Raw genomic sequence first — 23552 nt, 5'->3', positions numbered from 1 at the left:
GGGTCCCCATGGCCGACGTGTCCCGCGTGCGGCGCCAACTGCCCACCAGTCCCTGGCTGTTCGCCGCCCCCGGGCTGCTCGTCGTCGGCGTCTTCGTGCTGTACCCCTTCGCCTCCACCGTGATCAACTCCTTCACGGACCGGCGCACCCTGATCCCGGGCCACTTCGTGGGCTTCGCCAACTTCCGCGAGCTGTGGCACGACGACATGTTCTGGACCGGCCTGCGCAACAGCACGCTGTACATCCTCGGGGTGGTCCCCGCACTCGTCGTACTCCCGCTGCTGCTCGCCCTGTTGGTGCAGAAGAACATCCCCGGCATCACCTTCTTCCGGTCCGCCTTCTACACGCCGGTCGTCGCGTCGATCGTCGTGGTCGGGCTGATCTGGGTGTGGCTGCTCGACGAACGCGGCCTGGTCAACTCGCTGTTGGAGACGATCGGCGTCGGACGGATCGGCTTCCTCAGCGACCAGTGGCTGCTCCTGCTGAGCGCGATGGCCGTCACGGTCTGGAAGGGCCTCGGCTACTACATGATCATTTATCTGGCCGCGCTCGCGAGTGTGCCGCGCGAACTGCACGAGGCCGCGTCGGTGGACGGCGCGGGCGCGGTGCGCCGCTTCTTCACGGTGACCGTGCCCGCCGTCCGCTCCACGATGGTCCTCGTCGGGGCACTGTCCTCGGTGGCCGCCTTCAAGGTGTTCTCCGAGGTGTACCTGATGGCGGGCCCCAGCGGCGGACCGGCCGGCGAGGACACCACCCTGGTGATGCTCGTCCAGCGCACGGGCACGGGTCTGACCGGCCGGGTCGGCTATGCCTCCGCGCTCTCGGTCGTCGTCTTCGTCGTCACCGTCGCGCTGATGCTGCTCGTGCTGCGGGCCGACCGGAAGGAGGACGCTTGAGCGTCATCGAGCGCACAAGGCCCGTCCAGGAGACGGCGGTTCGCGAACCCCGCATCACCGACGAGCACGGCCGCCGCATCCGCGTCTGGGAACTCACCCTGCGCTACACGCTGTTGCTCGTCGTCCTCGCCATCACCGTAGGCCCCTTCGTGTGGCAGCTCTCCACCTCGCTCAAGGGCCCGACCGAGGACATCTACAGTTCACCGCCGACGTTCCTCCCCGAACACCCCACCCTGCACAACTACAAGCGGGTCGCCGACACCATCCCCGTCTGGGACTACGCCTTCAACTCGCTGAAGGTGGCCACCGCCAACGTCGTGACGAACTGCGTCGGTTCGGCCCTCGCGGGCTACGCCCTGGCCCGCCTGCGCTACCGAGGCCGCCGCGTGGCGACCCTCGTCTTCATCCTCGCGATGCTCGTGCCGGTGGAGGGCATCATCATCGCCCAGTTCACCACCATGCGGGAGCTGGGCCTGAACAACACCCTGATCGGGGTGGTCCTCCCGGGCTGCATCGGCGCGATGAACGTCCTGTTGATGCGCAACGCCTTCCTCAACCTGCCGTACGAGATCGAGGAGGCGGCCTACGTCGACGGCGCCAACGTGTGGCAGCGGTTCCTGCGGATCGCGCTGCCGTCCGTGAATGGGACCATCGCCGTCGTCGCGATCTTCGCCTTCATGGGCGCCTGGGACGACTTCCTGTGGCCGCTCATCGTGCTCAGCGACCCGTCCAAGTTCACGCTCACCATCGGCCTCAACTATCTGCACGGCACCTTCGCCAACGACGAACGGCTCGTCGCGGCCGGCACGGTCATCGCCGTGGCACCGCTGATCGCCCTCTTCGCCTGCCTCCAGCGGTACTTCTTCCGGGGCGTCGGCGAGGGCGCGGTCAAGGGCTGATCGCCGGTCGACACCCGCTCGTACGCACTACAGACCCCTCCCGTACGCGCTACAGACCCGTCCCGTACGCACTACAGAACCAGGATCCCGATGTCTTCTGCCGTGCGCTTCGGCGTCAACTACACGCCCAGCCAAGGGTGGTTCCACCACTGGCTCGACTTCGACCTCGACTCCGTGCGCGCCGACCTCGACTCGATCGCTGAGCTGGGCCTCGACCACATCCGAGTCTTCCCGCTGTGGCCGTACTTCCAGCCCAACCGGACCCTGATCCGAACGAAGGCCGTGGAGCAGCTGGTTGACCTCGTGGACGCGGCCGGCGAGCGCGGGCTCGACGTCAACGTGGACGGTCTGCAAGGGCACTTGAGCAGTTTCGACTACCTGCCCGCGTGGACCCGGACCTGGCACCGGCGCAACCTCTTCACCGACCCGGACGTCCTCGACGGCCAGGCCGCCTACCTGCGCACGCTCGCCGCCGCCCTCGCCGACCGGCCGAACTTCATCGGCATGACCCTCGGCAACGAGGTCAACCAGTTCTCGGCGGGCCCGCATCCGGACCCCGACCGGGCCACCGAGGACCAGATCGACGCCTGGCTGGGACGGATGCTCGCCGCCTGCGCGGAGGGTGCGCCCGGCAAGCCGCATCTACACGCCGAGTACGACGCGACCTGGTACCAGGACGACATGCCGTTCACCCCGGCCCAGGCCGCCCGCCGCGGCGCCATGACGGCCGTCCACTCCTGGGTCTTCAACGGCACCGCCCAACGCCACGGCCGTACCTCCGTCCCGAGCGAACACCACGCCGCGTACCTCATCGAGCTGAGCAAGGCGTGGGCCGAGGAACCGCACCGGCCCGTCTGGCTCCAGGAGGTCGGCGCGCCCCAGCCGCTCGTACCCGCCGAGCACGCGGCCGACTTCGCCTCCGCGACCATCGCCAACGCCCTTGACTGCCCCGACCTCTGGGGCATCACCTGGTGGTGCTCGCACGACGTGTCCCGCGACCTCGCCGACTTCCCCGAACTCGAATACGGGCTGGGCCTGTTGACCAACGACCGGCGACCCAAGGACATCGCGCTGGTCTTGGCCGAGGCGGCGCGCGAGCCCACGTACACGCCCGCCACCCGCACGACGGCGCTCGTGGTCCCCGCCGATCCCTCGGTCCGCTCGGTCTGCGGGCCCGGCGGGCCGGTGTTCGACGCCTACTTCCGACTCGTCGCCGACGGAGCCCGACCGGCGACCGTCCTCGACGTGCGCGCGGACGACAAGGAACACCTCGCCGCGCGCGGCATCACCGAAGTCGTCACTCCCGACCAGGTACTCCCCACCCCACAAGGAGACACCAGCTCGTGACCCCCCAGGGCCCCACCAGACGCACCGTCCTGCTCGCCGGCGCGGCGGCCACCCTGCTGCCCCAACTGCCCACGCCCGCCTTCGCCGCCCAGCAGGCGGCGGCGAACACCGGGCAGCCGTACGCCAGTTACTGGTACCCGGACTCGCTGCCCTCCGGTACCCCGGGCACCGGCATCACCTGGAACAGCCTGAAGACCTGGACCGCCGCCGGGGACGCGGACCTCGCCTTCAACGCGGCCGCCGTCCCGCTGGCCGCACGCTTCACACCGACCCCCGCGAACAGCACCGCCCGCTCCGGCCAGGCCCGCATCCAGTCCCTGGTCTCCTTCGGACCGACGTCGAGCAACCCCTCGCAGGGCGCGGCCACCGCCGACTACTACGCCCTCACCCACTGGTCCTACCTCGACGAACTCGTCTTCTGGGGCGGCTCGTCCGGCGAGGGCATCATCCTCGCCCCGAACGCGCCCATTGTGGACGCCGCCCACCGGCACGGCGTACCCGTCCTCGGCAACATCTTCCTGCCGCCCGTCGCCTACGGCGGACAGCTCCAGTGGACCCGCGACCTGGTCCAGAAGGACTCCGCCGGGCACTATCCGCTGGCCGCCCAACTCGTCGCGGTCGCCGCCGCGTACGGCTTCGACGGGTGGTTCGTCAACGCCGAGACCAGTGGCGGGAACACCGCCCTCGGGACGGACATGCAGGGCTTCGTAGGGGAGTTGAAGTCCCTCGCCGCCGCCCAGGGGCAGCGGGTCACCTGGTACGACGCGATGACCGTGAACGGGACGGTCAGCTGGCAGGGCGCCCTGAACACGTCGAACCAGGCGTTCTTCCAGGCCGCCGACTCCATGTTCATCGACTTCCGCTGGAGCACGAGCACCCTCGCCGCGTCCGGGACGAAGGCGGACGGGCTTGGGCGCAGCCGCTACGAGTTGTGGGCCGGTGTCGACGTCGAGTCCAACGGGTCGAGTACGTCCGTGAGTTGGGACGCGATGGTGCCGACGACCAAGGCGCACATCACGTCCGTCGGCTTCTACCGGCCCGAGTGGACCCGCAACCACCTGCCCGCGAGCCGTACCCCCGGCGACTTCCACGCCGCCGACGACCGGTTCTGGACCGGGCGCTCGCTCGACCCGTCGAAGCCGGACGGCACGGACACCTGGCGGGCACCGGCCGTTTCGGTCGCGGACCGGTCGACGGTGGGCGGCGCGCTGCCGTTCGCGAGCGTCTTCAACACCGGGCACGGGCTGCGCTGGTACGAGGACGGGGCGGTCACCTCCGACACGGCATGGAACCACCTGGGGCTCCAGGACCGACTGCCGTCCCGGCGTTGGGTGGTGCGGACGACCGGGCAACGGCCCGCTGTGACCTTCGACTTCGCGTCCGCTTGGCGGGGCGGCAGCAGCGTGCTGGTCTCGGGTGTACTGGATCAACCGGCGACTGTGGATGTGTACGGTTCACAGCTGCCGATCGGTGAGGACACGGTGGTCGACCTGACGTTCCGCACCGACTCGGGCAGTGTGAACGTCGAGCTGGCCGTCGCCACCGCCGAGCCGAGCACGGCGGGCTCGACACCGCCGTACACGTATCTGCCTGTGAACTCGGTTAACGGCGTGCAGGCTGTGACGGATGTCAACGGCTGGCAGACGGTGACCGTGCCGCTCACAGGCGTCTCCGGAACGCTGCACACGATCGGTGTACGGCTCACCGCGGCCGACGCGAGCGGGAGCACTGTGAACTGGCGGCTCGGCGGTCTCGCTGTTCGCGATGTCAACGACACCCAGCCGCCGGCGGCCCCCTCCGACCTGCGGATCACCGCCGCCACCGGAGGCGACCTGCGCTTCGCCTGGGACGCCGCGCCCGGCGCCGTACGCCACTACACGCTGCACCGGCTCCTGCCCGACGGCACCCGGCGGTTCCTCGGCGGGACCTGCCAGCGGGCCTTCTTCGTCGGAGGCCTGCAGGCCGAACAGGGCGAGGAGCAGGCGTGGTTCGAACTGCGCGCGACCGGGGAGCTCTACACAGCGTCGGCCCCCGTGACCGTCGCGCACACCTGGTAGCACCCGCCTGGCGACAGCCGTGACCCCACCCGCAACCGAGCTACGGAGCACCCCGCATGCATGACGACCGCAGCCTGGTCGAAGCCCGCCTCAAGCGCGTCCTCGAAGAGCGCATCCGTCCCGCCGTGTACCCCGAGTCCGTGCCGCTGGAGGTGGCCGTCTGGCACGCGCCCGACGAGCCGGTGCCCGTCGCCGAGGGGCTCGCGGGCACACCCGAACCGATCGAGGTGGGTGCCCGGTGGGGTGCTCCCTGGGGGACCAGCTGGTTCCGTGTCACCGGGACCGTCCCCCAGGAGTGGGCCGGGAAGACCGTCGAGGCGCTGCTCGACCTCGGCTTCGACGAGAACATGCCCGGTTTCCAGTGCGAGGGCCTCGTCTACCGGCCCGACGGCACCCCGGTGAAGGGCCTCAACCCGCGCAACCAGTGGGTCAGGATCGGGGCGCCCGTCGCCGGCGGCGAGGAGGTGCGGCTGCACATCGAGGCCGCCTCGAACCCCGTCGTCCTCGACTACCACCCCTTCCTGCCCACGCAGTTGGGCGACAAGGAGACCGCCGGGAGCGAGCCCCAGTACACGCTCACCCGCATGGACCTCGCCGTTCTCGACGAGAACGTCTGGCAGCTCGTCCTCGACCTGGAGGTCGTCAGCGAGCTGATGGCCGAGCTGCCGGTGGACTCGGCCCGCCGCTGGGACCTGCTGCGGGCCATCGAGAAGGCGCTGGACGCGGTGGACCTCCAGGACGTCAACGGCACGGCGGAGCGCGCCCGTTCACAGCTGTCGGCCGTCCTGTCCACGCCCGCCGTCCCGTCCGCGCACCGCATCAGCGCCATCGGGCACGCGCACATCGACTCGGCGTGGCTGTGGCCGCTGCGGGAGACCGTCCGCAAGGTGGCGCGCACAACCTCCAACATGACGGCCCTGCTTGAGGACGAGCCGGACTTCATCTTCGCCATGTCGCAGGCCCAGCAGTGGGCCTGGGTGAAGGAGCACCGGCCCGAGGTGTGGGCGCGGGTCAAGAAGGCGGTGGCGGACGGGCGGTTCGTGCCGGCCGGTGGCATGTGGGTGGAGTCGGACACCAACATGCCGGGCTCGGAGGCGATGGCCCGTCAGTTCGTGCACGGGAAGCGGTTCTTCCTCGACGAGTTCGGCATCGAGAACGAGGAGGCCTGGCTGCCCGACACCTTCGGCTTCGCCGCCGGACTGCCGCAGATCATCAAGGCGGCCGGGTCCAAGTGGCTGCTGACGCAGAAGATCTCCTGGTCCCAGACCAACAAGTTCCCGCACCACACCTTCCGTTGGGAGGGCATCGACGGCACCCGGATCTTCACCCACTTCCCGCCCGTCGACACCTACAACTGCTCCATGCAGGGCCGCGAGATCGCCCACGCGGCACGCAACTTCAAGGACAAGGGCGTCGCCCGGCACTCCCTCGCGCCCACCGGCTGGGGCGACGGAGGCGGCGGCACCACGCGCGAGATGGTCGCCAAGGCGGCCCGCCTGCGCGACCTCGAAGGCTCGGCGACCGTGGCCTGGGAGACCCCGAAGGAGTTCTTCGAGAAGGCCGAGGCCGAATACCCCGAACCACCCGTCTGGGTCGGCGAGTTGTACCTCGAACTGCACCGCGCCACCCTCACCAGCCAGGCCAAGACCAAGCAGGGCAACCGCCGCAGCGAACACCTCCTGCGCGAGGCCGAGCTGTGGGCGGCGACGGCGGCGGTCCGGGCCGGATTCCCTTACCCGTACGAGGACTTGGACCGGATCTGGAAGACGGTGCTGCTGCACCAGTTCCACGACATCCTGCCCGGCTCGTCCATCGCCTGGGTGCACCGCGAGGCCCGCCGGGCGTACGAGCGGATCGCGGCGGAGCTGAACGGCATCATCGACGCGGCCCAGTACGCGCTGGCGGGGGAGGGCACGACCACCCTCCTCTTCAACTCGGCGCCCCACACCCGCGAGGGCGTCTCCGCGGGCGGCGCCCAGACCCCGGCGGTGCGGGGCGAGACGGCACTCGCGACCCGGGTCGGCGGCGGACACGTACTGGAGAACGGCCTCCTGCGCGTCGAGATCGACGGCCGGGGACTCGTCGTCTCCGCCTACGACATCGAGGCCGACCGCGAGACGATCGCCCCCGGCCGGGCCGCGAACCTGCTCCAACTCCACCCGGACTTCCCGAACATGTGGGATGCCTGGGACGTCGACGAGTTCTACCGCAACACGGTCACCGACCTCACGGACGCCGACGAGGTCGTGGCCGACGGGAACGCCGTGCGGATCGTACGGTCCTTCGGCGCGTCCCGGGTCACTCAGGTCCTGTCCCTCGCCCCCGGGGAGCGGCGGCTGCTCATCGACACCGAGGTCGACTGGCACGAGACCGAGAAGTTCCTCAAGCTCGCCTTCCCGCTGGACGTGCACGCCGAACGCTACGCGTCCGAGACCCAGTTCGGGCACTTCCACCGCCCCACGCACACCAACACCTCATGGGAGGCGGCCAAGTTCGAGGCCTGCAACCACCGCTTCGTCCACCTGGAGGAACCCGGCTGGGGCGTCTCCGTCGTCAACGACTCGACGTACGGCCACGATGTGACCCGTACGGTCCGCAGCGACGGCGACAACGGTACGACCACCACGGTCCGTGTCTCCCTCCTCCGCGCCCCGCGCTTCCCGGACCCCGAGACCGACCAGGGTGTCCACCGCTTCCGGCACGCACTGGTGCCCGGCGCGGGCATCGGCGACGCGGTCCGCGAGGGCTGGCGGATCAACCTGCCGGAGCGGCGGGTCGAGGGCGGGCAGGAGGTCGCGCCGCTGGTGGGCGTCGACCGGGACGCGGTCGTCGTCACGGCGGTGAAACTGGCCGACGACGGGAGCGGGGACGTCGTGGTCCGCTTCCACGAGGCGCACGGCGGACGGGCCAGGGCGACCCTGACGGTGGGCTTCGCGTTCGACGCGGTGGACGTCGTAGACCTGCTGGAGCGGCCGTTGGCCGACGAGGCGGCGCCCGGGTGGGACGGGGACCGTATCCAACTGGCCCTGCGGCCCTTCCAGTTGATGACCCTCAGGTTGCGACGGAGCTGAGGCGGGCGGCAGGCCGACGACCGGGCGCGCACACGGGCGGTGATGGTATCCGCACGGCCCGTGTGCCGCGTGCGATCCGGCGGAACCGGTGATGTCGCCTCTTTCGGTGCGTATCGTCCGGTATCGCGCCAGGCGCCGTCGGGGACCAGGACCGGCGGGCGGGGGAGTGGCGCGGGGGAGACGTCATGCGCCGGGGCCGTAGGAATCGCGTTCAGGGGTGTCGCCCATCGGGTCCGTCCGGCCGTGCGCCGGGGCCTGATGTGCGTGGCCGCGACCGGTGCGCTCACGCTGGCCGCGTGCACGCCGGGAGGCCAAGTCCCGTCCGTGGAAACGCCGGTGGCGAAGCGGTCGGTCGGGAAGCCGGCCGGCACGGGCACCGCGGCGGAGTCCGCCGTGCCGCCCCATCTGGCCGCCGCGCTCCTCGCCCCCGGCGACCTCGACGGCTTCTCCATTCCCCCGTCCCCGTCTCCCTCCCCGTCGCCTTCGGCGAGCCCGGCGTCTTCGGGTTCCTCGGGCTGCCCGGCGTCGGGCAGAGTGGCCGGGTACCGGAAACCACCGCTGCGGCCGACCGTGGAGGTGCGGATGAACCGGTATCAGCCCGTGACGGTGCTGTCCGAGGCGCTCACCTTGCGCAGGATCGAGGACGCCCGCACGGAAGTAGGGCTGGAGGCCGACGCCTTCCGGGAATGCCACCGGCTCCTCGTGGGCGAGTACACAGGCGACCAAAGTCCGCTCGCCTTCCCGAAGTTCGGTGACCGCACGGTGGCGGGGCGGGTGGCGACGACGGTCCTCGGGCTGCGCGAGAACACGGACCTGGTGTACGTCGTGCACCCCAAGGGCATCGTGATCAGCCTCGCGATCATGACCCTCGGCGACGCCGCCGACTCGGACGTCGCCCAGCAGGTGGCCCGCGTGGCCTATCGCAAGGTCGACGACTTCGTCGCGGGGCGCTGACCGCCACGGACCCGGCAGGGCGGGTCGGCGGGGAACGACTCGCGCCACAGCTGCCCGGCCGCCGAGGCGCCCCGCGCCGCACATACCTCGGCGGTCGCCAAGTCGACGTCGCTGAAGGACAGTTGAAGTCGGCCGGCGCCGGTCACCGACACCAGGTCCGCCTTCGCGGTGGACGCGGTTCCGATGGCTGTGGCGCGGTCTCCGTCGCCCCCCACGGTCCCCTTTCCCGGAGTTCGGTGGCCCGCTGGTTCGCGGACCCCTCACTCGTCACGGACAGGACCACTTCCACCGCGCTGTCCATCGTCATCCCCCGATGCCCTCGTCCCCCTGAACGGGACGGTCATGCTAGGGCGCGTGCGGCGGACGCGAGGCGGTTTTCGGCGGTCCTTCGATCGTACGGGTGACGGTCAGGATCCCAACTGCATCCTGAGCCACTCCTCCACCTCGCCCACGTGCGAGGCCGCCGCCGCGCGGGCCGCCTCCGGGTCACGGGCCACCAACGCCCGGTGGATCGCGGCGTGTTCGCGGCGGGTGCGGGCGAAGGCACCCTCCTCCTGGTAGCCGCGCCACACCCGGGCCCGGAACGTCCGGGACGACAGGCCCTCCAGGATCGCGGCCATGGTGTCGTTGCCGGCGGCCGCCGCGATCTCGCGGTGGAAGGCGAGGTCGTGGGCGAGGATCTCCTCGGGGTCGTCGGTGGCGTTCATCGCCGTGAGGTGCTTCTCGACCTCGGCCAGCTGGTCCGGGGTGATGCGGGCCGCGGCCAGGGCCGTCGCCGTCGACTCCAGGATGCGGCGGACCTCCAGCAGCTCCACCAGACCCGGGCCGCGCGAGAGGTCGGCGACGACACCGAAGGTCTCCAGCAGGTCGCCGGCCTCCAGCTGCGTGACGTAGATCCCCGAACCGTGCCGGGCCTCCAGGACGCCGAGCACCGTGAGCGCGCGGATCGCCTCGCGCATCGAGCTGCGGGAGATGCCCAGTTGGGCCGCGAGATCGCGCTCGGTGGGCAGCCGCTGGCCCGGCTCCAGGCGGCCCTCGCCGATCAAGGCCTTGATCGAGTCGATGGCGCGCTGCGTCACCGTGCCCTTCGGCGGAGCGGCCACCGGGTCCGTCCCACTCGGCAGGGTCTCGTCCACGCCACTCCTCCTGTCGCCGGTCCGCGCAGTCTAGTCACGGATGTGGTCCGACCACTACGGCCCGAAACAGCGAAAATTTGGCTCCTGAGGGTGTTGCACCCCCGAAGTGGTCTGATAAATATTCCGGCAACTGCTCGAACCCGCTCGATGAGGAGCCCGACAGATGGCCGGCAGCACAGTGCGGAACGGACGGCAAGGCAGACGACTGACCGCGTGGGCGGTGCGTGCGACGGCGGCGGCCGCGTGCGGCACCCTCGCGCTCACGGCGTGCGGCAGCACCAAGGACACCGGCGCGTCCAGCGCCGGCGGGGGCGGCACGGGCAAGGTCGGGGTGATCCTGCCCCTGCTGACCTCGCCGTTCTGGCAGTCGTACAACGACTACGTGCCGAAGATGGCGAAGTCCGAAGGTGTCCAGGCGCTGAAGACGGTCAACTCCAACAGCGACCCCTCGCAGCAGATCACCGACATCAACAACGAGCTGAACCAGGGCGTCAAGGGCCTGGTCGTCGCCCCGCTGGACAGCGCCGCCATCGAAGCCGGCCTCGACCAGGCCGAGCGCAAGGGCGTGCCGGTCGTCGCCGTCGACGTGGCGCCCGACAAGGGCAAGGTCGCGATGGTCGTGCGCGCCGACAACGTCGCGTACGGCGAGAAGGCCTGCGAGTACCTCGGGGCGCACATCACCAGCGGCAAGGTCGTCCAGATCATGGGCGACCTCGCCTCGGTCAACGGCCGTGACCGGTCGGAGGCGTTCCGGGCCTGCGTCAAGACGAAGTACCCGAAGCTCAAGGTCCTGGAGATCCCCGCCAAGTGGGAGTCCGACACCGCGGCCTCCAAGCTCGACACGCTCCTCAACGCCAACCCCGACATCAAGGGCATCTACATGCAGGCGGGCGGCGTCTACCTCGCGCCCACCCTCCAGACCCTCAAGTCCAAGGGCCTGTTGAAGAAGGCGGGCCAGGCCGGGCACATCACGATCGTCTCGAACGACGGCATCCCGCAGGAGTTCGACGCGATCCGCAAGGGCGAGATCGACGCCACCGTGTCCCAGCCGGCCGACGCCTACGCCAAGTACGGCATGTACTACATCAAGGCCGCGATGGCGGGGAAGACCTTCAAGCCCGGTCCCACCGACCACGACTCCACGATCGTCAAGCTGCCCAGCGGCATCCTCGAGGACCAGCTGCCCGCGCCGCTGGTCACCAAGGACAACGTCGACGATCCCAAGCTCTGGGGCAACACGGTCAAATGAGCAGCCCACCGACCACTCCGCTGGTGGAGGCGACGGGAATCGTCAAGCGGTACGGCCCCACCGTCGCCCTCGCCGACGGCCGACTGACCGTACTGCCGGGCGAGTCCCACGCCCTCGTCGGCCGCAACGGCGCCGGCAAGTCCACCCTCGTCACCGTCCTCACCGGACTCCAGGCCCCCGACGAGGGCACGGTCCGCTTCGACGGCGAGCCCGCGCCCCCGCTCACCGACCGCGACGCCTGGCGCGCCAAGGTGGCCTGCGTCTATCAAAAGCCCACCGTGGTCCCCGAGTTGACGGTCGCCGAGAACCTCTTCATCAACCGGCAGCCGCAGTCCCGGGGCGGCATCATCAGCTGGCGCAGGCTCCGCACCGAGGCCGCCGAACTCCTCGACACCTGGGACGTGCACGTCGACCCCGAGGCGCGCACCGCCGACCTCAAGGTCGAGGACCGCCAAATGGTGGAGATCGCCAGGGCGTTGAGCTTCGGCGCCCGGTTCATAGTCCTCGACGAACCGACCGCCCAGCTCGACAACCGGGAGATCGAGCGGCTCTTCACGCGGATGCGTGCCCTCCAGGAGTCGGGCGTCACCTTCCTGTTCATCTCGCACCACCTCCAGGAGGTGTACGAGGTGTGCCAGACCGTCACCGTGCTGCGCGACGCCCGCTGGATCACCACCGCACCGGTCGCCGACCTGCCGCGCCGGGCCCTGGTGGAGGCCATGGCGGGGGAGTCCATCGCCGAACTGGAGGTGCAGCTGCGGGAGTTGGACGAGGCGGCACCCGTCCTCCTCGACGCACGAGGGCTCACCTCCGAGTCGTACGAGAACGTCGACCTCACCGTCCGCCGGGGCGAGGTCGTCGGACTCGCCGGGTCCAGCGGCAGCGGCAAGATCGAGCTGGCCGAGTCCTTCACCGGGCTGTACACGCCGACCGGCGGCAGCGCCCAACTCGACGGCGAGAAGCTGCCGTTCGGGGATGTGCAGGCCGCGCTCAAGGCCGGTGTCGGATGCGTCCCGCGCGACCGGCACGGGCAGGGGCTGGTCTTCGGCATGTCCATCGGGGACAACGCCACCATGACGGTCCTGGACCGGCTCGGCCGCTTCGGGTTCGTCGGCACGGACCGCAAGCGCGCCTTCGCCACCGAGCTGATCGACCGCCTCGACATCCACACCGAGGGCCCCGAACAGCCCGTCTCCGACCTGTCCGGCGGCAACGCGCAGAAGGTCGTCATGGCCCGCGCGCTGGCCTCCGACCCGAGGCTGCTGGTCCTCATCAACCCCACCGCGGGCGTCGACGTGAAGTCCAAGGAGTCACTCCTCGCCCGCATGGACAGCGCCCGCGACGACGGCACCGCCGTGCTCGTCGTCTCCGACGAACTCGACGACCTGCGGCGCTGCGACCGCGTCCTCGTCCTCTTCCACGGCCGCGTCGTCGCCGAGCACCCGGCGGGCTGGCGCGACCACGAGCTGATCGCCTCCATCGAAGGAGTGGACCATGGCTGACACCAAGGCGGCCCCGCCGCTCGCCGCCCCACGCGCCACCGGGGCGGGCTCGGCCCGCACGGTCCTGCTCCGCCGGGCCCGTGAACTCGCCCTCGTACCGGCCCTGTTGGTGCTCCTGGTGCTCGGCGCGATCGTCAACGACTCGTTCCTCACCGAACGGAACCTGATCTCCATCCTCGGCGCCTCCGCCGCGCTCGCGATGGTGGTCCTGGCCGAGTCGCTGATCCTCATCACCGGCAAGATCGACCTGTCGCTGGAGTCGGTGGTCGGCATCGCGCCCGCCATCGGCGCCCTGCTGGTCCTCCCGGCCGCCGAGTCCGGCTGGGGCACCGAGTGGGCGGCCCCGCTCGCCCTCGTCGCGGTCCTCGTCGTCGGCGGGATCATCGGCGCCTTCAACGGCATCCTCGTGGTGAAGTTCAAGCTCAACGCCTTCATCGTCACCCTCGCCATGCTGATCGTGCTGCGCGGACTGCTGGTCGGCGCCACCAAGGGCAAGACGCTGTTCGGCATGCCCGACTCCTTCTTCACCCTGGCCACCAGCACCTTCCTGAACGTCCCGATGTCGGTGTGGCTGGCCGCCGTCTGCTTCGCGATCGCCGGGTTCGTGCTCAAGTACCACCGCGTCGGACGCGCCCTGTACGCGATCGGCGGCAACCAGGAGGCGGCCCGCGCGGCCGGCATCCGCGTCGACCGGATGCTTCTCGGCGTCTCCGTCGTCGCCGGCGTCCTCGCCTCGGTGGGCGGCGTCATGCAGACCGGCTACGTCGGCGCGATCAGCGCCAACCAGGGCAACAACATGATCTTCACCGTGATGGCGGCCGCGGTCATCGGCGGCATCAGCCTCGACGGCGGTAAGGGCACCATGTTCGGTGCTCTGACCGGCGTACTCCTCCTGGGAGTCGTCCAGAACCTCCTCACCCTCGCCCAGGTCCCGTCCTTCTGGATCCAGGCCATCTACGGCGGGATCATCCTGGTCGCCCTCATGATCGCCCGCGTGACGACCGGCCGCGCCCAGGACTGACCCCCCGGCTCCGGCACCCGCACGGCACCGGATCCCTGTACCCGACCGAAAGGCCTTCCGTGTCCCCGACCCCCGCCCGCATCACCGCGGTCGACACCTACGACATCCGTTTCCCCACCTCGCGCGAGCTCGACGGCTCCGACGCGATGAATCCGGACCCCGACTACTCGGCCGCGTACGTCGTGCTGCGCACCGACGCGGCCGACGGGCACGCGGGGCACGGGTTCTCCTTCACCATCGGGCGGGGCAATGATGTCCAGGTCGCCGCGATCGACGCGCTGCGGGACCATGTGATCGGCCGGTCGGTCGACGAACTCTGCGCGGATCCGGGGTCGTTGAATCGCGAGCTGATCGGCGACAGCCAACTCCGCTGGCTGGGCCCTGAGAAGGGCGTGATGCACATGGCGATCGGCGCCGTGATCAACGCGGCCTGGGACCTCACCGCCAAGCGCGCCGGCAAACCGCTGTGGCAGCTCCTCGCCGAAGCCGACCCCGAATGGCTCGTCAGCCAGATCGACTTCAGGTACATCACCGATGCGCTCACCCCGGACGAGGCCCTCGACATCCTGCGCCGTGGCAGGGCGGGCGCGGAGGGCCGTAGGAACATCCTGTCGGAGCGCGGCTTCCCCGCCTACACCACCTCCCCGGGCTGGCTCGGCTACGACGACGAGAAGCTCACCCGGCTCGCGGTGCAGGCCGTCGCCGACGGCTTCCGGCAGATCAAGCTGAAGGTCGGCGCCGACCTCGACGACGACATCCGCCGTTGCCGGGTGGCCCGTTCGGTCGTCGGCCCCGACATCCGGATGGCGATCGACGCCAACCAGCGCTGGGACGTGGCCGAGGCGATCCGCTGGACCAAGGCACTCGCCGAGTTCGACCCGTACTGGATCGAGGAACCCACCAGCCCCGACGACGTGTTGGGTCACGCCACCATCCGCGCCGCCGTCGCCCCGGTCAAGGTCGCCACCGGCGAACACGTCCAGAACCGCATCGTGTTCAAGCAGCTGCTCCAGGCCGGCGCCCTCGACATCCTCCAGATAGACGCGGCCCGTGTCGGCGGCGTCAACGAGAACCTCGCGATCCTGCTGCTGGCCGCCAAGTTCGGCATCCCCGTCTGCCCGCACGCCGGCGGCGTCGGACTGTGCGAACTCGTCCAGCACCTCTCGATGTTCGACTACCTCGCCGTCTCCGGCACCACCGACGACCGAGTCATCGAGTACGTCGATCATCTGCACGACCACTTCCTCGATCCGGTGGTGATCCGCGAAGGTCACTACATGGCACCCACCGCACCCGGGTTCTCGGCCACCATGCGGCCCGAGTCCATCGCGCGCTACACGTTCCCCGGCGGCACCTTCTGGGCCGCCGACCTCGACCGCCAGAAGGGACACGCGGCATGACCGACTTCGAGGGCCTCAAGGCCCTGGTCACCGGCGGCGCCTCCGGCATCGGCCGGGCCACCGCCGAACTCCTCGCCGAACGCGGCGCGTCGGTCGCCGTCCTCGACCTGGACCCGAGCAGCGTCGAGAAGCCGCTGCTCGGCTACCGCGCCGACGTCACCGACGCCGCCTCCGTACGCCAGGCCGTCGCCGCCGCGGTCGCCGACCTCGGCGGACTCGACGTGGTGGTCAACAACGCCGGCATCGGCGCCCAGGGCACCGTCGAGGACAACGACGACGAGGAATGGCACCGCGTCCTCGACGTCAACGTCATCGGCATGGTCCGCGTCGCCCGCGCCGCGCTCCCGCACCTGCGTGAGTCCTCCCACGCGGCGATCGTCAACACCTGCTCCATCGCGGCCACGGCGGGACTGCCCCAACGCGCCCTGTACAGCGCCACGAAGGGCGCCGTGTACTCCCTCACCCTCGCCATGGCCGCCGACCACCTCCGCGAGGGCGTCCGCGTCAACTGCGTCAACCCCGGCACGGCGGACACCCCTTGGGTCGGCCGCCTCCTCGACTCCGCCTCCGACCCGGCCGCCGAACGCGCCGCCCTGGCCGCCCGCCAGCCCTCCGGCCGGCTCGTCTCGGCGGCCGAAGTCGCGGGCGCCATCGCCTACTTGGCGAGCCCCCTGTCCGGCGCCACCACCGGCACGTCACTCGCCGTGGACGGCGGCATGCAGGGCCTGCGGCTGCGGCCGGTGGGCCAGTGAACGCCCTCGGAGGGAGCGGGGTCGAGGTCAGCGGACTGGGCTTCGGCGGCGCCGCGATCGCCAACCTGTACACCGCGGTCGGCGACGATCAGGCATCCCTGGCCATCAACACGGCCTGGCAGCAAGGCATTCGCTACTTCGACACCGCACCGCACTACGGCCTCGGGCTGTCCGAGCGGCGCCTGGGAGCGGCCCTGCGAGAGCATCCGCGCTCGTCGTACGCGGTCTCCACGAAGGTGGGACGGCGGCTGGAACCCGCTGAGGCGGCTGCCGGCGACGACCTCGCCAACGGCTTCGCCGTGCCGGCGACCCACCAGCGCGTCTGGGACTTCAGTGCCGACGGGGTACGCCGCACCCTGGACGCCAGCCTGGATCGGCTCGGCCTCGACCACGTCGACGTCGTCTACCTCCACGACCCCGACGACCACGCCGAACAGGCCTTCCGTGAGGGCTATCCGGCGCTGGAGAAGCTCCGTGCGGAGGGCGTCGTCGGCGCGATCGGCGCGGGCATGAACCAGGCCGACATGCTGACCCGGTTCGTCCAGGACACGGACGTGGACGTGGTGCTGTGCGCCGGCCGCTACACCCTGCTCGACCAGAGCGCGCTCACCGAACTGCTCCCGGCCGCCGTCGCACGCGGCAAGTCGGTGGTCATCGGCGGGGCCTTCAACTCCGGCCTGCTGGCGGACCCGAAGCCCGACGCGACGTACAACTACGCCCAGGCGCCCGCCGAGTTGCTGGACCGTGCCCTGCGCATGAAGGCCGTGGCCGAGCGTCACGGCATCACCCTGCGCGCCGCCGCCCTGGCCTTCTGCGCGGCGCACCCGGCCGTGGCGAGTGTCCTGGTCGGCGCCCGGTCGGAGGCCGAAGTACGGGACTGCGCCGAGCAGTTCGCCGCCGCCGTGCCCGCCGCGTTCTGGCGGGAACTGCGGGACACCGGGCTCCTGTCCGCCGACGTCCCCGTTCCCGGACTCACCGGGGAACCGTCGGAGAAGCAGTCGGGGAAGCCGCCGGAGGAGCCGTCGTGAGAGTCGCCCTGCACACCAAGGTCCGCGCCGACCGCGTCGCCGAGTACGAGAGCGCCCACCGCGAGGTCCCCAAGGAACTCACCGCCGCGATCCACGCCGCCGGCGCCACCTCCTGGACGATCTGGCGCAGCGGCACCGACCTCTTCCACGTCCTGGAATGCGACGACTACGCCCGCCTGCTCGCCGAGTTGGACCAGCTCCCGGTGAACGTCGCCTGGCAGGCCCGCATGGCCCAGCTCCTCGGCGTGGTGCACGACTACTCCGGCAAGGGCGCCGACGCCGGCCTGCCCGTCGTATGGGAGCTGCCATGACGGTCGACGCGCACCACCACGTCTGGGACCTCTCGGTCCGCGACCAGGACTGGATCACCGGCCCCGAACTCCAGCCGCTGCGCCGGGACTTCACCGTCCCCGACCTCGTACCCGAGGCCCGGGCGGCCGGCGTCGACCGGACCGTCCTCGTCCAGACGATCACCGTCGCCGAGGAGACCCCGGAGTTCCTGGCCCTCGCCGACACGCACGACCTGATCGCCGGAGTCGTCGGGTGGACCGACCTCACGAGCCCGGACGTCACCGACGAACTCGCCCGCCTGCGCGAACTCCCCGGCGGCCACTACCTCAAGGGCATCCGCCACCAGGTACAGGGCGAGCCCGACCCGAACTGGCTGCTGCGCCCGGACGTACGCCGAGGCCTCACCGCCGTCGCCGACGCGAGACTCGTCTACGACCTGCTGCTCCTGCCCCACCAGTTCCCCGCCGCCGTGCAGGTGGCCGCCTCCCTGCCCCAACTCGCCTTCGTCCTCGACCACTTGGGCAAACCACCCATCGCCTCGGGACGACTGGAGCCCTGGGCGACCTCCCTCCGCTCCCTCGCCGCGCTCCCCAACACGTACTGCAAACTGTCCGGCCTGGTCACGGAGGCCGACTGGAAGACCTGGAGCACCGAAGACCTGCACCCCTACGCGGACACCGCACTCGACGCCTTCGGCCCGAGCCGGCTGATGTTCGGTTCGGACTGGCCGGTGTGCACCTTGGCGGCGACGTACGGCCAAGTCGCCGACTCGGCGGGGGAGTTGACGGACGACCTCAGCGCGGCCGAACGCGCCGAGGTCTTCGAGGGCACCGCCACCCGCGTCTACGGCCTCTGAATATCTGCCGCCAACCGCGTCGGCGGCAGGTACTCCCGCACGAACGTCCGCTCCCAGCACGCGCCCGTCTCCCGCAACTCCCGCCAACTCGTGTAGCGGTAGCGGAAGAGACGGGCCCGTACATGGCGCGGGGGCGTGTCGGGCGGGAACGGGGAGCGGCGCAACAGCCGTAGCGTGTCCCGGTCGTTCTCCAGGAGGCGTTCCACCAGGGCGCCGAACCACGGGTCGGCGTAGCCGGGGGAGAGGGCCGCGAACCACATCATCCAGTCCAGCCGCAGGTGGTACGGCGCGAACTGGCGCGGCCAGCGGCGTGGGTCGCCCGGCTTGCCCCTGAACTCGTACTCCCGCCAGTCGGAGTCCGCACGGGGTACGGCGTCCGTCGTGCCCTCGATCACCACCTCGTGGCGGATGCGGCCGACGGTGCCGAACGCGCCGTAGGAATTGACCAGATGGAGCGGGTCGAAGGAGCGGTTCATGATCTGGCGGCTGGAGACCATGTTGCGGACCGGGCGGTGACCGAGCCAGAGCAGCAGGGCGGCGACCGTGACGACCACGGCCTCGTACCAGACGGGCGGGTCGGGTACGGGTGGTGCCGTGTGGGGGAACTCGACCGCCGACAGGGCCAGCACGATGGTGAGCCAGTTCAGCCAGGAGAAGTTGCCGGACAGGACCAGCCACAGCTGGGTCGCGATCATCAGGGACGCGGCGGCCGTCGCGACCGGCTGCGGGGTGAACAGCAGGACGGGGACGAGGAGTTGGGTCACGTGGTTGGCGGCCACCTCCACCCGGTGCAGGGGCCGGGGGAGGTGGTGGAAGAACCAGCTCAGCGGGCCCGGCATCGGCTGTGTCTCGTGGTGGAAGTCCAGGCAGGTCAGTTTCCGCCAGCACGCGTCGCCGCGCAGCTTGATCAGACCCGCGCCGAACTCGACCCGGAACAGGATCCAGCGGAGCAGGAACAGCACCAGGACCGGTGGCGCCACCTCGTCGTTGCCGAGGAGGACGGCCAGGAAGCCGACCTCCAGCAGCAGTGACTCCCAGCCGAACCCGTACCAGGTCTGGCCCACGTTGACGATCGACAGGTACAGCACCCACGGCATGAGCCACAACAACATCCCGCCCCAGAGCGGGAGTTGGGAGTCGAGCCCGGCGGCGAGGGCCGCCGACACCGCGCAGCCCGTCCACGCGCAGGCCGCGAAGAAGCGGTCCGTGTAGTGGAGTTGGAAGATGCTCGGGGCCCGGCGGAACGGCGTCAGGGCGAGGAAGCGGGGGATCGGCAGCATGCCGCGTTCGCCGATCAGCGCGCGGAACTGGCGGGCCGCCGTGAGGAACGCGATCAGGTAGACGCCGGCCAACGCGCGCTGGAAGACGAGCCGGCTCAGCCAGTAGTCGGGTGCGGTGAACCATCCCACGACCGTGACCTCCTCCCTCCGTCGGCGTGCCCGAGCCGACCTTCACTCTCCGTGTCCCATGCCTCCGGTTGCGTAACCCATGTGAGTGAAGCAGACAATAGTGGCGAATCACCCGGCTTGAGGCGGGAGAACCTGGTGCGCACATCCACCGGAACCATCGCCACGGCCTGCGCGCTCTCGGCGACGCTCCTCGTCGCCGGCTGCGGCGGCGACGGCGGCAAGGACACGAAGTCGACCGGCGAGGTCTTCCTCCAGCCCGTCGCGGCACAGGGCCCCGACCCCTTCACGGACTCCACGGCCACCGCGCCGAGCGCCCCACCACGGGTCACCCGAACGCCGCAGTCCACACCTCGGAAGTCTCCGCCTCCGCAGGTGACACCCACGGGGACCGTGTCCACGCCCTCCGGCCCCATGCGTACCGTCTCCGGCGCCACGCCCGGCCTGTACGGCGGGACCGCGCGGACCGGCAGCTGCGACGTCGAGCGGCAGATCTCCTATCTCACCCGCGACCAGGCCAAGGCCCGCGCTTTCGCGCGGGCCGAGGGGATCTCCCCGGGCGGTATCCCCGGCTATCTGCGCGGGCTGACCTCGGTCGTGCTGCGCGCCGACACCCAGGTCACCAACCACGGGTTCCGGGACGCGCGGGTGACCGGGTTCCAGTCGGTCCTCCAGACCGGTACCGCCGTCCTCGTCGACAACCGGGGCGTGCCCCGGGTCCGCTGCGCCTGTGGCAACCCGCTCAAGGCGGGCGTGGCCGGGCAGGGCGCGCTCGGGGACAGCGGGCGGTCCTGGTCCGGGTTCCGGCCCGCAGGAGTCGTCGTGGTGACCCCGGCGCCCCAGGTGATCACCAACATCACGATCATCAACATCGTCGACAACACCTGGATCGAACGGCCCCTCGGTCATCGCGGGCCCCACCACGACCACGTCGTACCCCGGCCGCCGCACGTGACGCCGACGCCGACACCGTCCCGTACGGGTCCGTCGCCGCGACCGCACGACAGCGGGTCCAGCGCCTCGCCCGGCGGCACGAGCCCCTCGCCCAGCAGCAGCGCGAGCACGTCCCAGAGCCAGAGCCCGGGCGAGAGCCAGGGGCAGAGCTCCTCCCCGGGCGACGGGAGTGCGTCCCCCGGCGGCAGCCCCACCCCGTCGGGGTCCGCCACCGACTGCGTCACTCCGACCGTCACCGTCACCCCGGGCGCGACCGGCGTCGCACCCGGCACTGCACCGTCCCCGGGCGCCACGGACTGCCCCGCCGCCACCGTCACGGCCACCCCGACGACCAGCCCGCCCGGCACCACCCTCACCCCGTCGCAGCGCGGGGCCACCCCGGGCGCCGGGACGGTCGTACCGGCGCCGTCCCAGGGTCAGGACTCCCCGGACGAGATCGGTCCGCCGACCGTCCCGGAGACCCCTGACCTGCCCGACGGTGGCGGGCTGATCCCCGACGACACCGGTACCGGCAGCATCTTCGACAGCCCGACGAACATGTTCGACAGCTAAGTGCTCAGGGTGCCGCCGTAGCGCTCGGACAAGTCGAATAATCGGGCAAATCCTGGCAAGGTGGGCCGCATGGTTGATCGGGGAGCGAGCGCCCTGTCACTCCCGGACGACTGGCCCGCCCACCCGGACCCGATCCTGGCGCTCAACCGCATGGGCAGCTTCGACTGGGACCTGGACAACGGCCTGTTCCACATGGACGCCCAGGCCCACGAGGTCTTCGACCTGCGCCCCGACGAATACGACGGGCGGCCCGAGTCGCTGGCGATCCGGGTACCGCCGCCGGAGGGCTACCGGCTCGACGGTCTCGTCTCCCAGGCCCTGAAGGACGGCAGCGAGAACTACGGCGCCTACTTCCGTATGCGGCTGCGCGACGGCAGCCTGCGCTGGACCCACACCCAGGGCTACATCCGGCGCGACGAGACGGGTCGCCCGCGCCGGATCATCGGCATCGTCCGGGACGCCACGCGGGAGCTCGCCGAGAGCGCGGCCCGCCGTGAGCAGGCGGCCCAGGACGCGGCGCTGCGCCGGCAGACCAACGTCGTGCAGCTCACCACCGCGGCCCTCGCGCACGCCCGGACCGTCCAGGACGTGATCGACGTCCTCAAGGACACCCACGGCCTCGTCCACCTCGGCGCGACCAGCCTGGTCATGGGCCTGGTGGAGGCCGGCCGTATCCGGCTGGTCGCGGAGGGCCCCGAGGGCAGCTTCGTGCCCGGCACGGAGGTCACCCGGATCGACGAGCAGTACCCGATGGGGGAGGTCGTACGGACCCTCGCCCCGGCGTTCATCGAGTCGCCGGCGGAGTTCGCCGAGCGGTATCCGCTGCTGTGGCCGCACATCACCGAGCTGAACATCACGGCGGCCGCCTATCTGCCGCTGATCGCGCAGGCACGGCCGATCGGTGCGATGGGTCTGCTCTACAGCGACCGGCGCGGTTTCTCGGCGGACGAGCGCAACGTGCTCGTCGCGCTGGGCAGCAGCATCGCGCAGAGCCTCCAGCGGGCCATGTTCTACGAGCAGGAGAAGGACCTCGCGCAGGGCCTCCAGCAGGCCATGCTGCCGCGCGCCATCCCCAGCGTCCCGGGCGCCGACGTCGCCGTCCGCTACCGGTCCGCGAAGCTCGGGCGGGACATCGGCGGCGACTGGTACGACCTCATCCCGCTGCCGGGCGGGCGGGTCGGCGCGGTCATCGGCGACGTCCAGGGCCACGACACGCACGCCGCCGCCGTCATGGGGCAACTGCGCATCGTCCTCAAGGCGTACGCCGCCGAGGGACACACCCCGGCCACGGTGATGGCCCGCGCCTCCGTCTTCCTCCACGAACTCGACACCGAGCGCTTCGCCACCTGCCTCTACGCCGAGGTCGACCTGTCGACCGGAGTGGTCCAGGTGGTCCGGGCAGGTCATATCGACCCGCTGGTCCGGCAGTTGGACGGGACCTGCCGTCGGGCGACCGTCGTGGGAGGGCTGCCGCTCGGGCTGTCCGCCGAGTTCGGGCGGCTCGAATACCCCGTCTCCACCATCGAACTCGCCCCCGGCGAGACCCTGTTGCTGTGCACCGACGGCCTCGTCGAACAGCCCGGGGCCGACCTCGACGACGGCATGCGGACCCTCGCCGCGCTCATCGCCTCCGGCCCCGACGACGTACGCGACCTCGCCGACCTGCTCATCGACGTGGCCGAGGAGCGCGGCGGCGAGGACGACGTGGCGCTGCTCCTGATGCGCCGGCGCGGACTCGACGCCCCGCGGTCCGGCGGGCGGCTCCAGCAGCATGTGGCCCCCGGCGACTCCGAGGCCCTCACCGGGGCGCGGCACATGATCAGGGCCGCGGTCCGCGCGTGGGGCGCCGGCGAGCGTTCCGACGAGGTCGAACTGGTCGCCGACGAGCTGATCACCAACGCGCTGATGCACACCGAAGGCTCCGCGATCGTCACCCTCAGGGTCCTCGACGGCACCGAACGGCGGCTGCGCGTGGAGGTCGAGGACTCCTCCAGTGCCCTCCCGCGCCGCCGTGAGGCGGGCGAGAGCGGTGTCTCCGGGCGCGGTCTGCTCCTGGTCGACCTGCTCACGGACGTGTGGGGCGTGGAGGCGCGCGGCAGCGGCAAGTGCGTGTGGTGCGAGTTCCTGATCCCGGACCGCGGCGGACCGGATCCGAACAGATCCGGCCCGACCTGACCGAGC

19 protein-coding genes are annotated in these 23552 nt (G+C 70.9%); 16 read left to right on the top strand and 3 right to left on the bottom strand.

Annotated elements, in window-relative coordinates; all coding sequences use genetic code 11:
• Window positions 1–8 precede the first annotated feature (8 nt).
• The 6 genes from OG714_RS07485 (at window position 9) to OG714_RS07460 (ending at window position 9224) form a co-directional block, all read left to right on the top strand.
• Complete coding sequence (locus OG714_RS07485; RefSeq protein ID WP_406119448.1) at window positions 9–896, top strand: carbohydrate ABC transporter permease; 888 nt, start codon at window positions 9–11, stop codon at window positions 894–896.
• Window positions 893–1795 carry a carbohydrate ABC transporter permease gene (locus OG714_RS07480; RefSeq protein WP_406119447.1) on the top strand — a complete coding sequence of 301 codons (903 nt, stop codon included), beginning with the start codon at window positions 893–895 and terminating at the stop codon, window positions 1793–1795. Before OG714_RS07485 ends, OG714_RS07480 begins: the two co-directional genes overlap by 4 nt.
• Before the next feature lie 90 nt (window positions 1796–1885).
• Window positions 1886–3142 carry a glycosyl hydrolase gene (locus OG714_RS07475; protein ID WP_406119446.1) on the top strand — a complete coding sequence of 419 codons (1257 nt, stop codon included), beginning with the start codon at window positions 1886–1888 and terminating at the stop codon, window positions 3140–3142.
• Window positions 3139–5199, top strand: coding sequence for an endo-beta-N-acetylglucosaminidase (locus tag OG714_RS07470; protein ID WP_406119445.1), 2061 nt, complete (start codon window positions 3139–3141; stop codon window positions 5197–5199). The genes OG714_RS07475 and OG714_RS07470 overlap by 4 nt, the downstream gene beginning before the upstream one ends.
• Before the next feature lie 56 nt (window positions 5200–5255).
• Entirely contained in the window at window positions 5256–8270 is a 3015-nt protein-coding gene (locus tag OG714_RS07465; RefSeq protein ID WP_406119443.1) for an alpha-mannosidase, read from the top strand.
• 264 nt (window positions 8271–8534) lie between these two features.
• On the top strand, window positions 8535–9224 hold the full coding sequence (locus OG714_RS07460) for a hypothetical protein (RefSeq protein WP_406119442.1): 690 nt from the start codon (window positions 8535–8537) through the stop codon (window positions 9222–9224).
• On the opposite strand, the gene OG714_RS07455 is transcribed toward OG714_RS07460, so the two are convergent.
• Together OG714_RS07455 and OG714_RS07450 are read right to left on the bottom strand one after the other, a co-directional pair.
• Window positions 9188–9439 carry a hypothetical protein gene (locus OG714_RS07455; RefSeq protein ID WP_406119440.1) on the bottom strand — a complete coding sequence of 84 codons (252 nt, stop codon included), beginning with the start codon at window positions 9437–9439 and terminating at the stop codon, window positions 9188–9190. The two genes, OG714_RS07460 and OG714_RS07455, sit on opposite strands and share 37 nt — an antisense overlap.
• Window positions 9440–9631: 192 nt before the next feature.
• On the bottom strand, window positions 9632–10360 hold the full coding sequence (locus OG714_RS07450; protein ID WP_406119439.1) for a FadR/GntR family transcriptional regulator: 729 nt from the start codon (window positions 10358–10360) through the stop codon (window positions 9632–9634).
• A gap of 163 nt (window positions 10361–10523) precedes the next feature.
• Here OG714_RS07450 and OG714_RS07445 point away from each other — a divergent pair, with 163 nt between their 5' ends.
• Genes OG714_RS07445 through OG714_RS07410 form a run of 8 tightly spaced genes read left to right on the top strand, consistent with a single transcriptional unit; the run spans window position 10524 to window position 18459 of the window.
• A complete protein-coding gene (locus OG714_RS07445) occupies window positions 10524–11609 on the top strand; it encodes a sugar ABC transporter substrate-binding protein (protein ID WP_406119438.1) in 1086 nt (361 codons plus the stop codon).
• A complete protein-coding gene (locus OG714_RS07440; protein WP_406119437.1) occupies window positions 11606–13111 on the top strand; it encodes a sugar ABC transporter ATP-binding protein in 1506 nt (501 codons plus the stop codon). The genes OG714_RS07445 and OG714_RS07440 overlap by 4 nt, the downstream gene beginning before the upstream one ends.
• Window positions 13104–14132: an ABC transporter permease gene (locus tag OG714_RS07435; RefSeq protein ID WP_406119436.1), complete on the top strand. Its 1029-nt coding sequence runs from the start codon at window positions 13104–13106 to the stop codon at window positions 14130–14132. Before OG714_RS07440 ends, OG714_RS07435 begins: the two co-directional genes overlap by 8 nt.
• 59 nt (window positions 14133–14191) lie before the next feature.
• On the top strand, window positions 14192–15532 hold the full coding sequence (locus tag OG714_RS07430; RefSeq protein ID WP_406119435.1) for an L-fuconate dehydratase: 1341 nt from the start codon (window positions 14192–14194) through the stop codon (window positions 15530–15532).
• Complete coding sequence (locus tag OG714_RS07425) at window positions 15529–16284, top strand: SDR family NAD(P)-dependent oxidoreductase (protein ID WP_406119434.1); 756 nt, start codon at window positions 15529–15531, stop codon at window positions 16282–16284. Before OG714_RS07430 ends, OG714_RS07425 begins: the two co-directional genes overlap by 4 nt.
• A complete protein-coding gene (locus OG714_RS07420; protein ID WP_406119433.1) occupies window positions 16281–17312 on the top strand; it encodes an aldo/keto reductase in 1032 nt (343 codons plus the stop codon). Before OG714_RS07425 ends, OG714_RS07420 begins: the two co-directional genes overlap by 4 nt.
• Window positions 17309–17623 carry an L-rhamnose mutarotase gene (locus OG714_RS07415; protein ID WP_406119432.1) on the top strand — a complete coding sequence of 105 codons (315 nt, stop codon included), beginning with the start codon at window positions 17309–17311 and terminating at the stop codon, window positions 17621–17623. The genes OG714_RS07420 and OG714_RS07415 overlap by 4 nt, the downstream gene beginning before the upstream one ends.
• Entirely contained in the window at window positions 17620–18459 is an 840-nt protein-coding gene (locus OG714_RS07410) for an amidohydrolase family protein (RefSeq protein WP_406119431.1), read from the top strand. The genes OG714_RS07415 and OG714_RS07410 overlap by 4 nt, the downstream gene beginning before the upstream one ends.
• Here the strand turns inward: OG714_RS07410 and OG714_RS07405 are convergent.
• Window positions 18447–19868, bottom strand: a complete 1422-nt coding sequence (locus OG714_RS07405) for a lipase maturation factor family protein (RefSeq protein WP_406119430.1) — start codon at window positions 19866–19868, stop codon at window positions 18447–18449. The genes OG714_RS07410 and OG714_RS07405 overlap by 13 nt on opposite strands.
• Before the next feature lie 135 nt (window positions 19869–20003).
• Here OG714_RS07405 and OG714_RS07400 point away from each other — a divergent pair, with 135 nt between their 5' ends.
• Window positions 20004–21371 carry a DUF6777 domain-containing protein gene (locus tag OG714_RS07400; RefSeq protein WP_406119429.1) on the top strand — a complete coding sequence of 456 codons (1368 nt, stop codon included), beginning with the start codon at window positions 20004–20006 and terminating at the stop codon, window positions 21369–21371.
• 69 nt (window positions 21372–21440) lie between these two features.
• Window positions 21441–23546, top strand: a complete 2106-nt coding sequence (locus tag OG714_RS07395; RefSeq protein ID WP_406119428.1) for a SpoIIE family protein phosphatase — start codon at window positions 21441–21443, stop codon at window positions 23544–23546.
• Window positions 23547–23552 lie beyond the last annotated feature (6 nt).

This window comes from Streptomyces sp. NBC_00989 (assembly GCF_045162655.1).
GTDB lineage: Bacteria > Actinomycetota > Actinomycetes > Streptomycetales > Streptomycetaceae > Streptomyces.
Note: the sequence above shows the minus strand (reverse complement) of the source record. Positions and strands in the feature narration are given on the sequence as shown.

What these genes read in the sequence shown, in the direction of transcription:
- OG714_RS07485 (WP_406119448.1), top strand. Translation starts at nt 9, where the DNA reads ATGGCCGACGTGTCCCGCGTGCGGCGCCAACTGCCCACCAGTCCCTGG.
- OG714_RS07475 (WP_406119446.1), top strand. Translation starts at nt 1,886, where the DNA reads ATGTCTTCTGCCGTGCGCTTCGGCGTCAACTACACGCCCAGCCAAGGG.
- OG714_RS07465 (WP_406119443.1), top strand. Translation starts at nt 5,256, where the DNA reads ATGCATGACGACCGCAGCCTGGTCGAAGCCCGCCTCAAGCGCGTCCTC.
- OG714_RS07445 (WP_406119438.1), top strand. Translation starts at nt 10,524, where the DNA reads ATGGCCGGCAGCACAGTGCGGAACGGACGGCAAGGCAGACGACTGACC.
- OG714_RS07440 (WP_406119437.1), top strand. Translation starts at nt 11,606, where the DNA reads ATGAGCAGCCCACCGACCACTCCGCTGGTGGAGGCGACGGGAATCGTC.
- OG714_RS07435 (WP_406119436.1), top strand. Translation starts at nt 13,104, where the DNA reads ATGGCTGACACCAAGGCGGCCCCGCCGCTCGCCGCCCCACGCGCCACC.
- OG714_RS07425 (WP_406119434.1), top strand. Translation starts at nt 15,529, where the DNA reads ATGACCGACTTCGAGGGCCTCAAGGCCCTGGTCACCGGCGGCGCCTCC.
- OG714_RS07410 (WP_406119431.1), top strand. Translation starts at nt 17,620, where the DNA reads ATGACGGTCGACGCGCACCACCACGTCTGGGACCTCTCGGTCCGCGAC.
- OG714_RS07395 (WP_406119428.1), top strand. Translation starts at nt 21,441, where the DNA reads ATGGTTGATCGGGGAGCGAGCGCCCTGTCACTCCCGGACGACTGGCCC.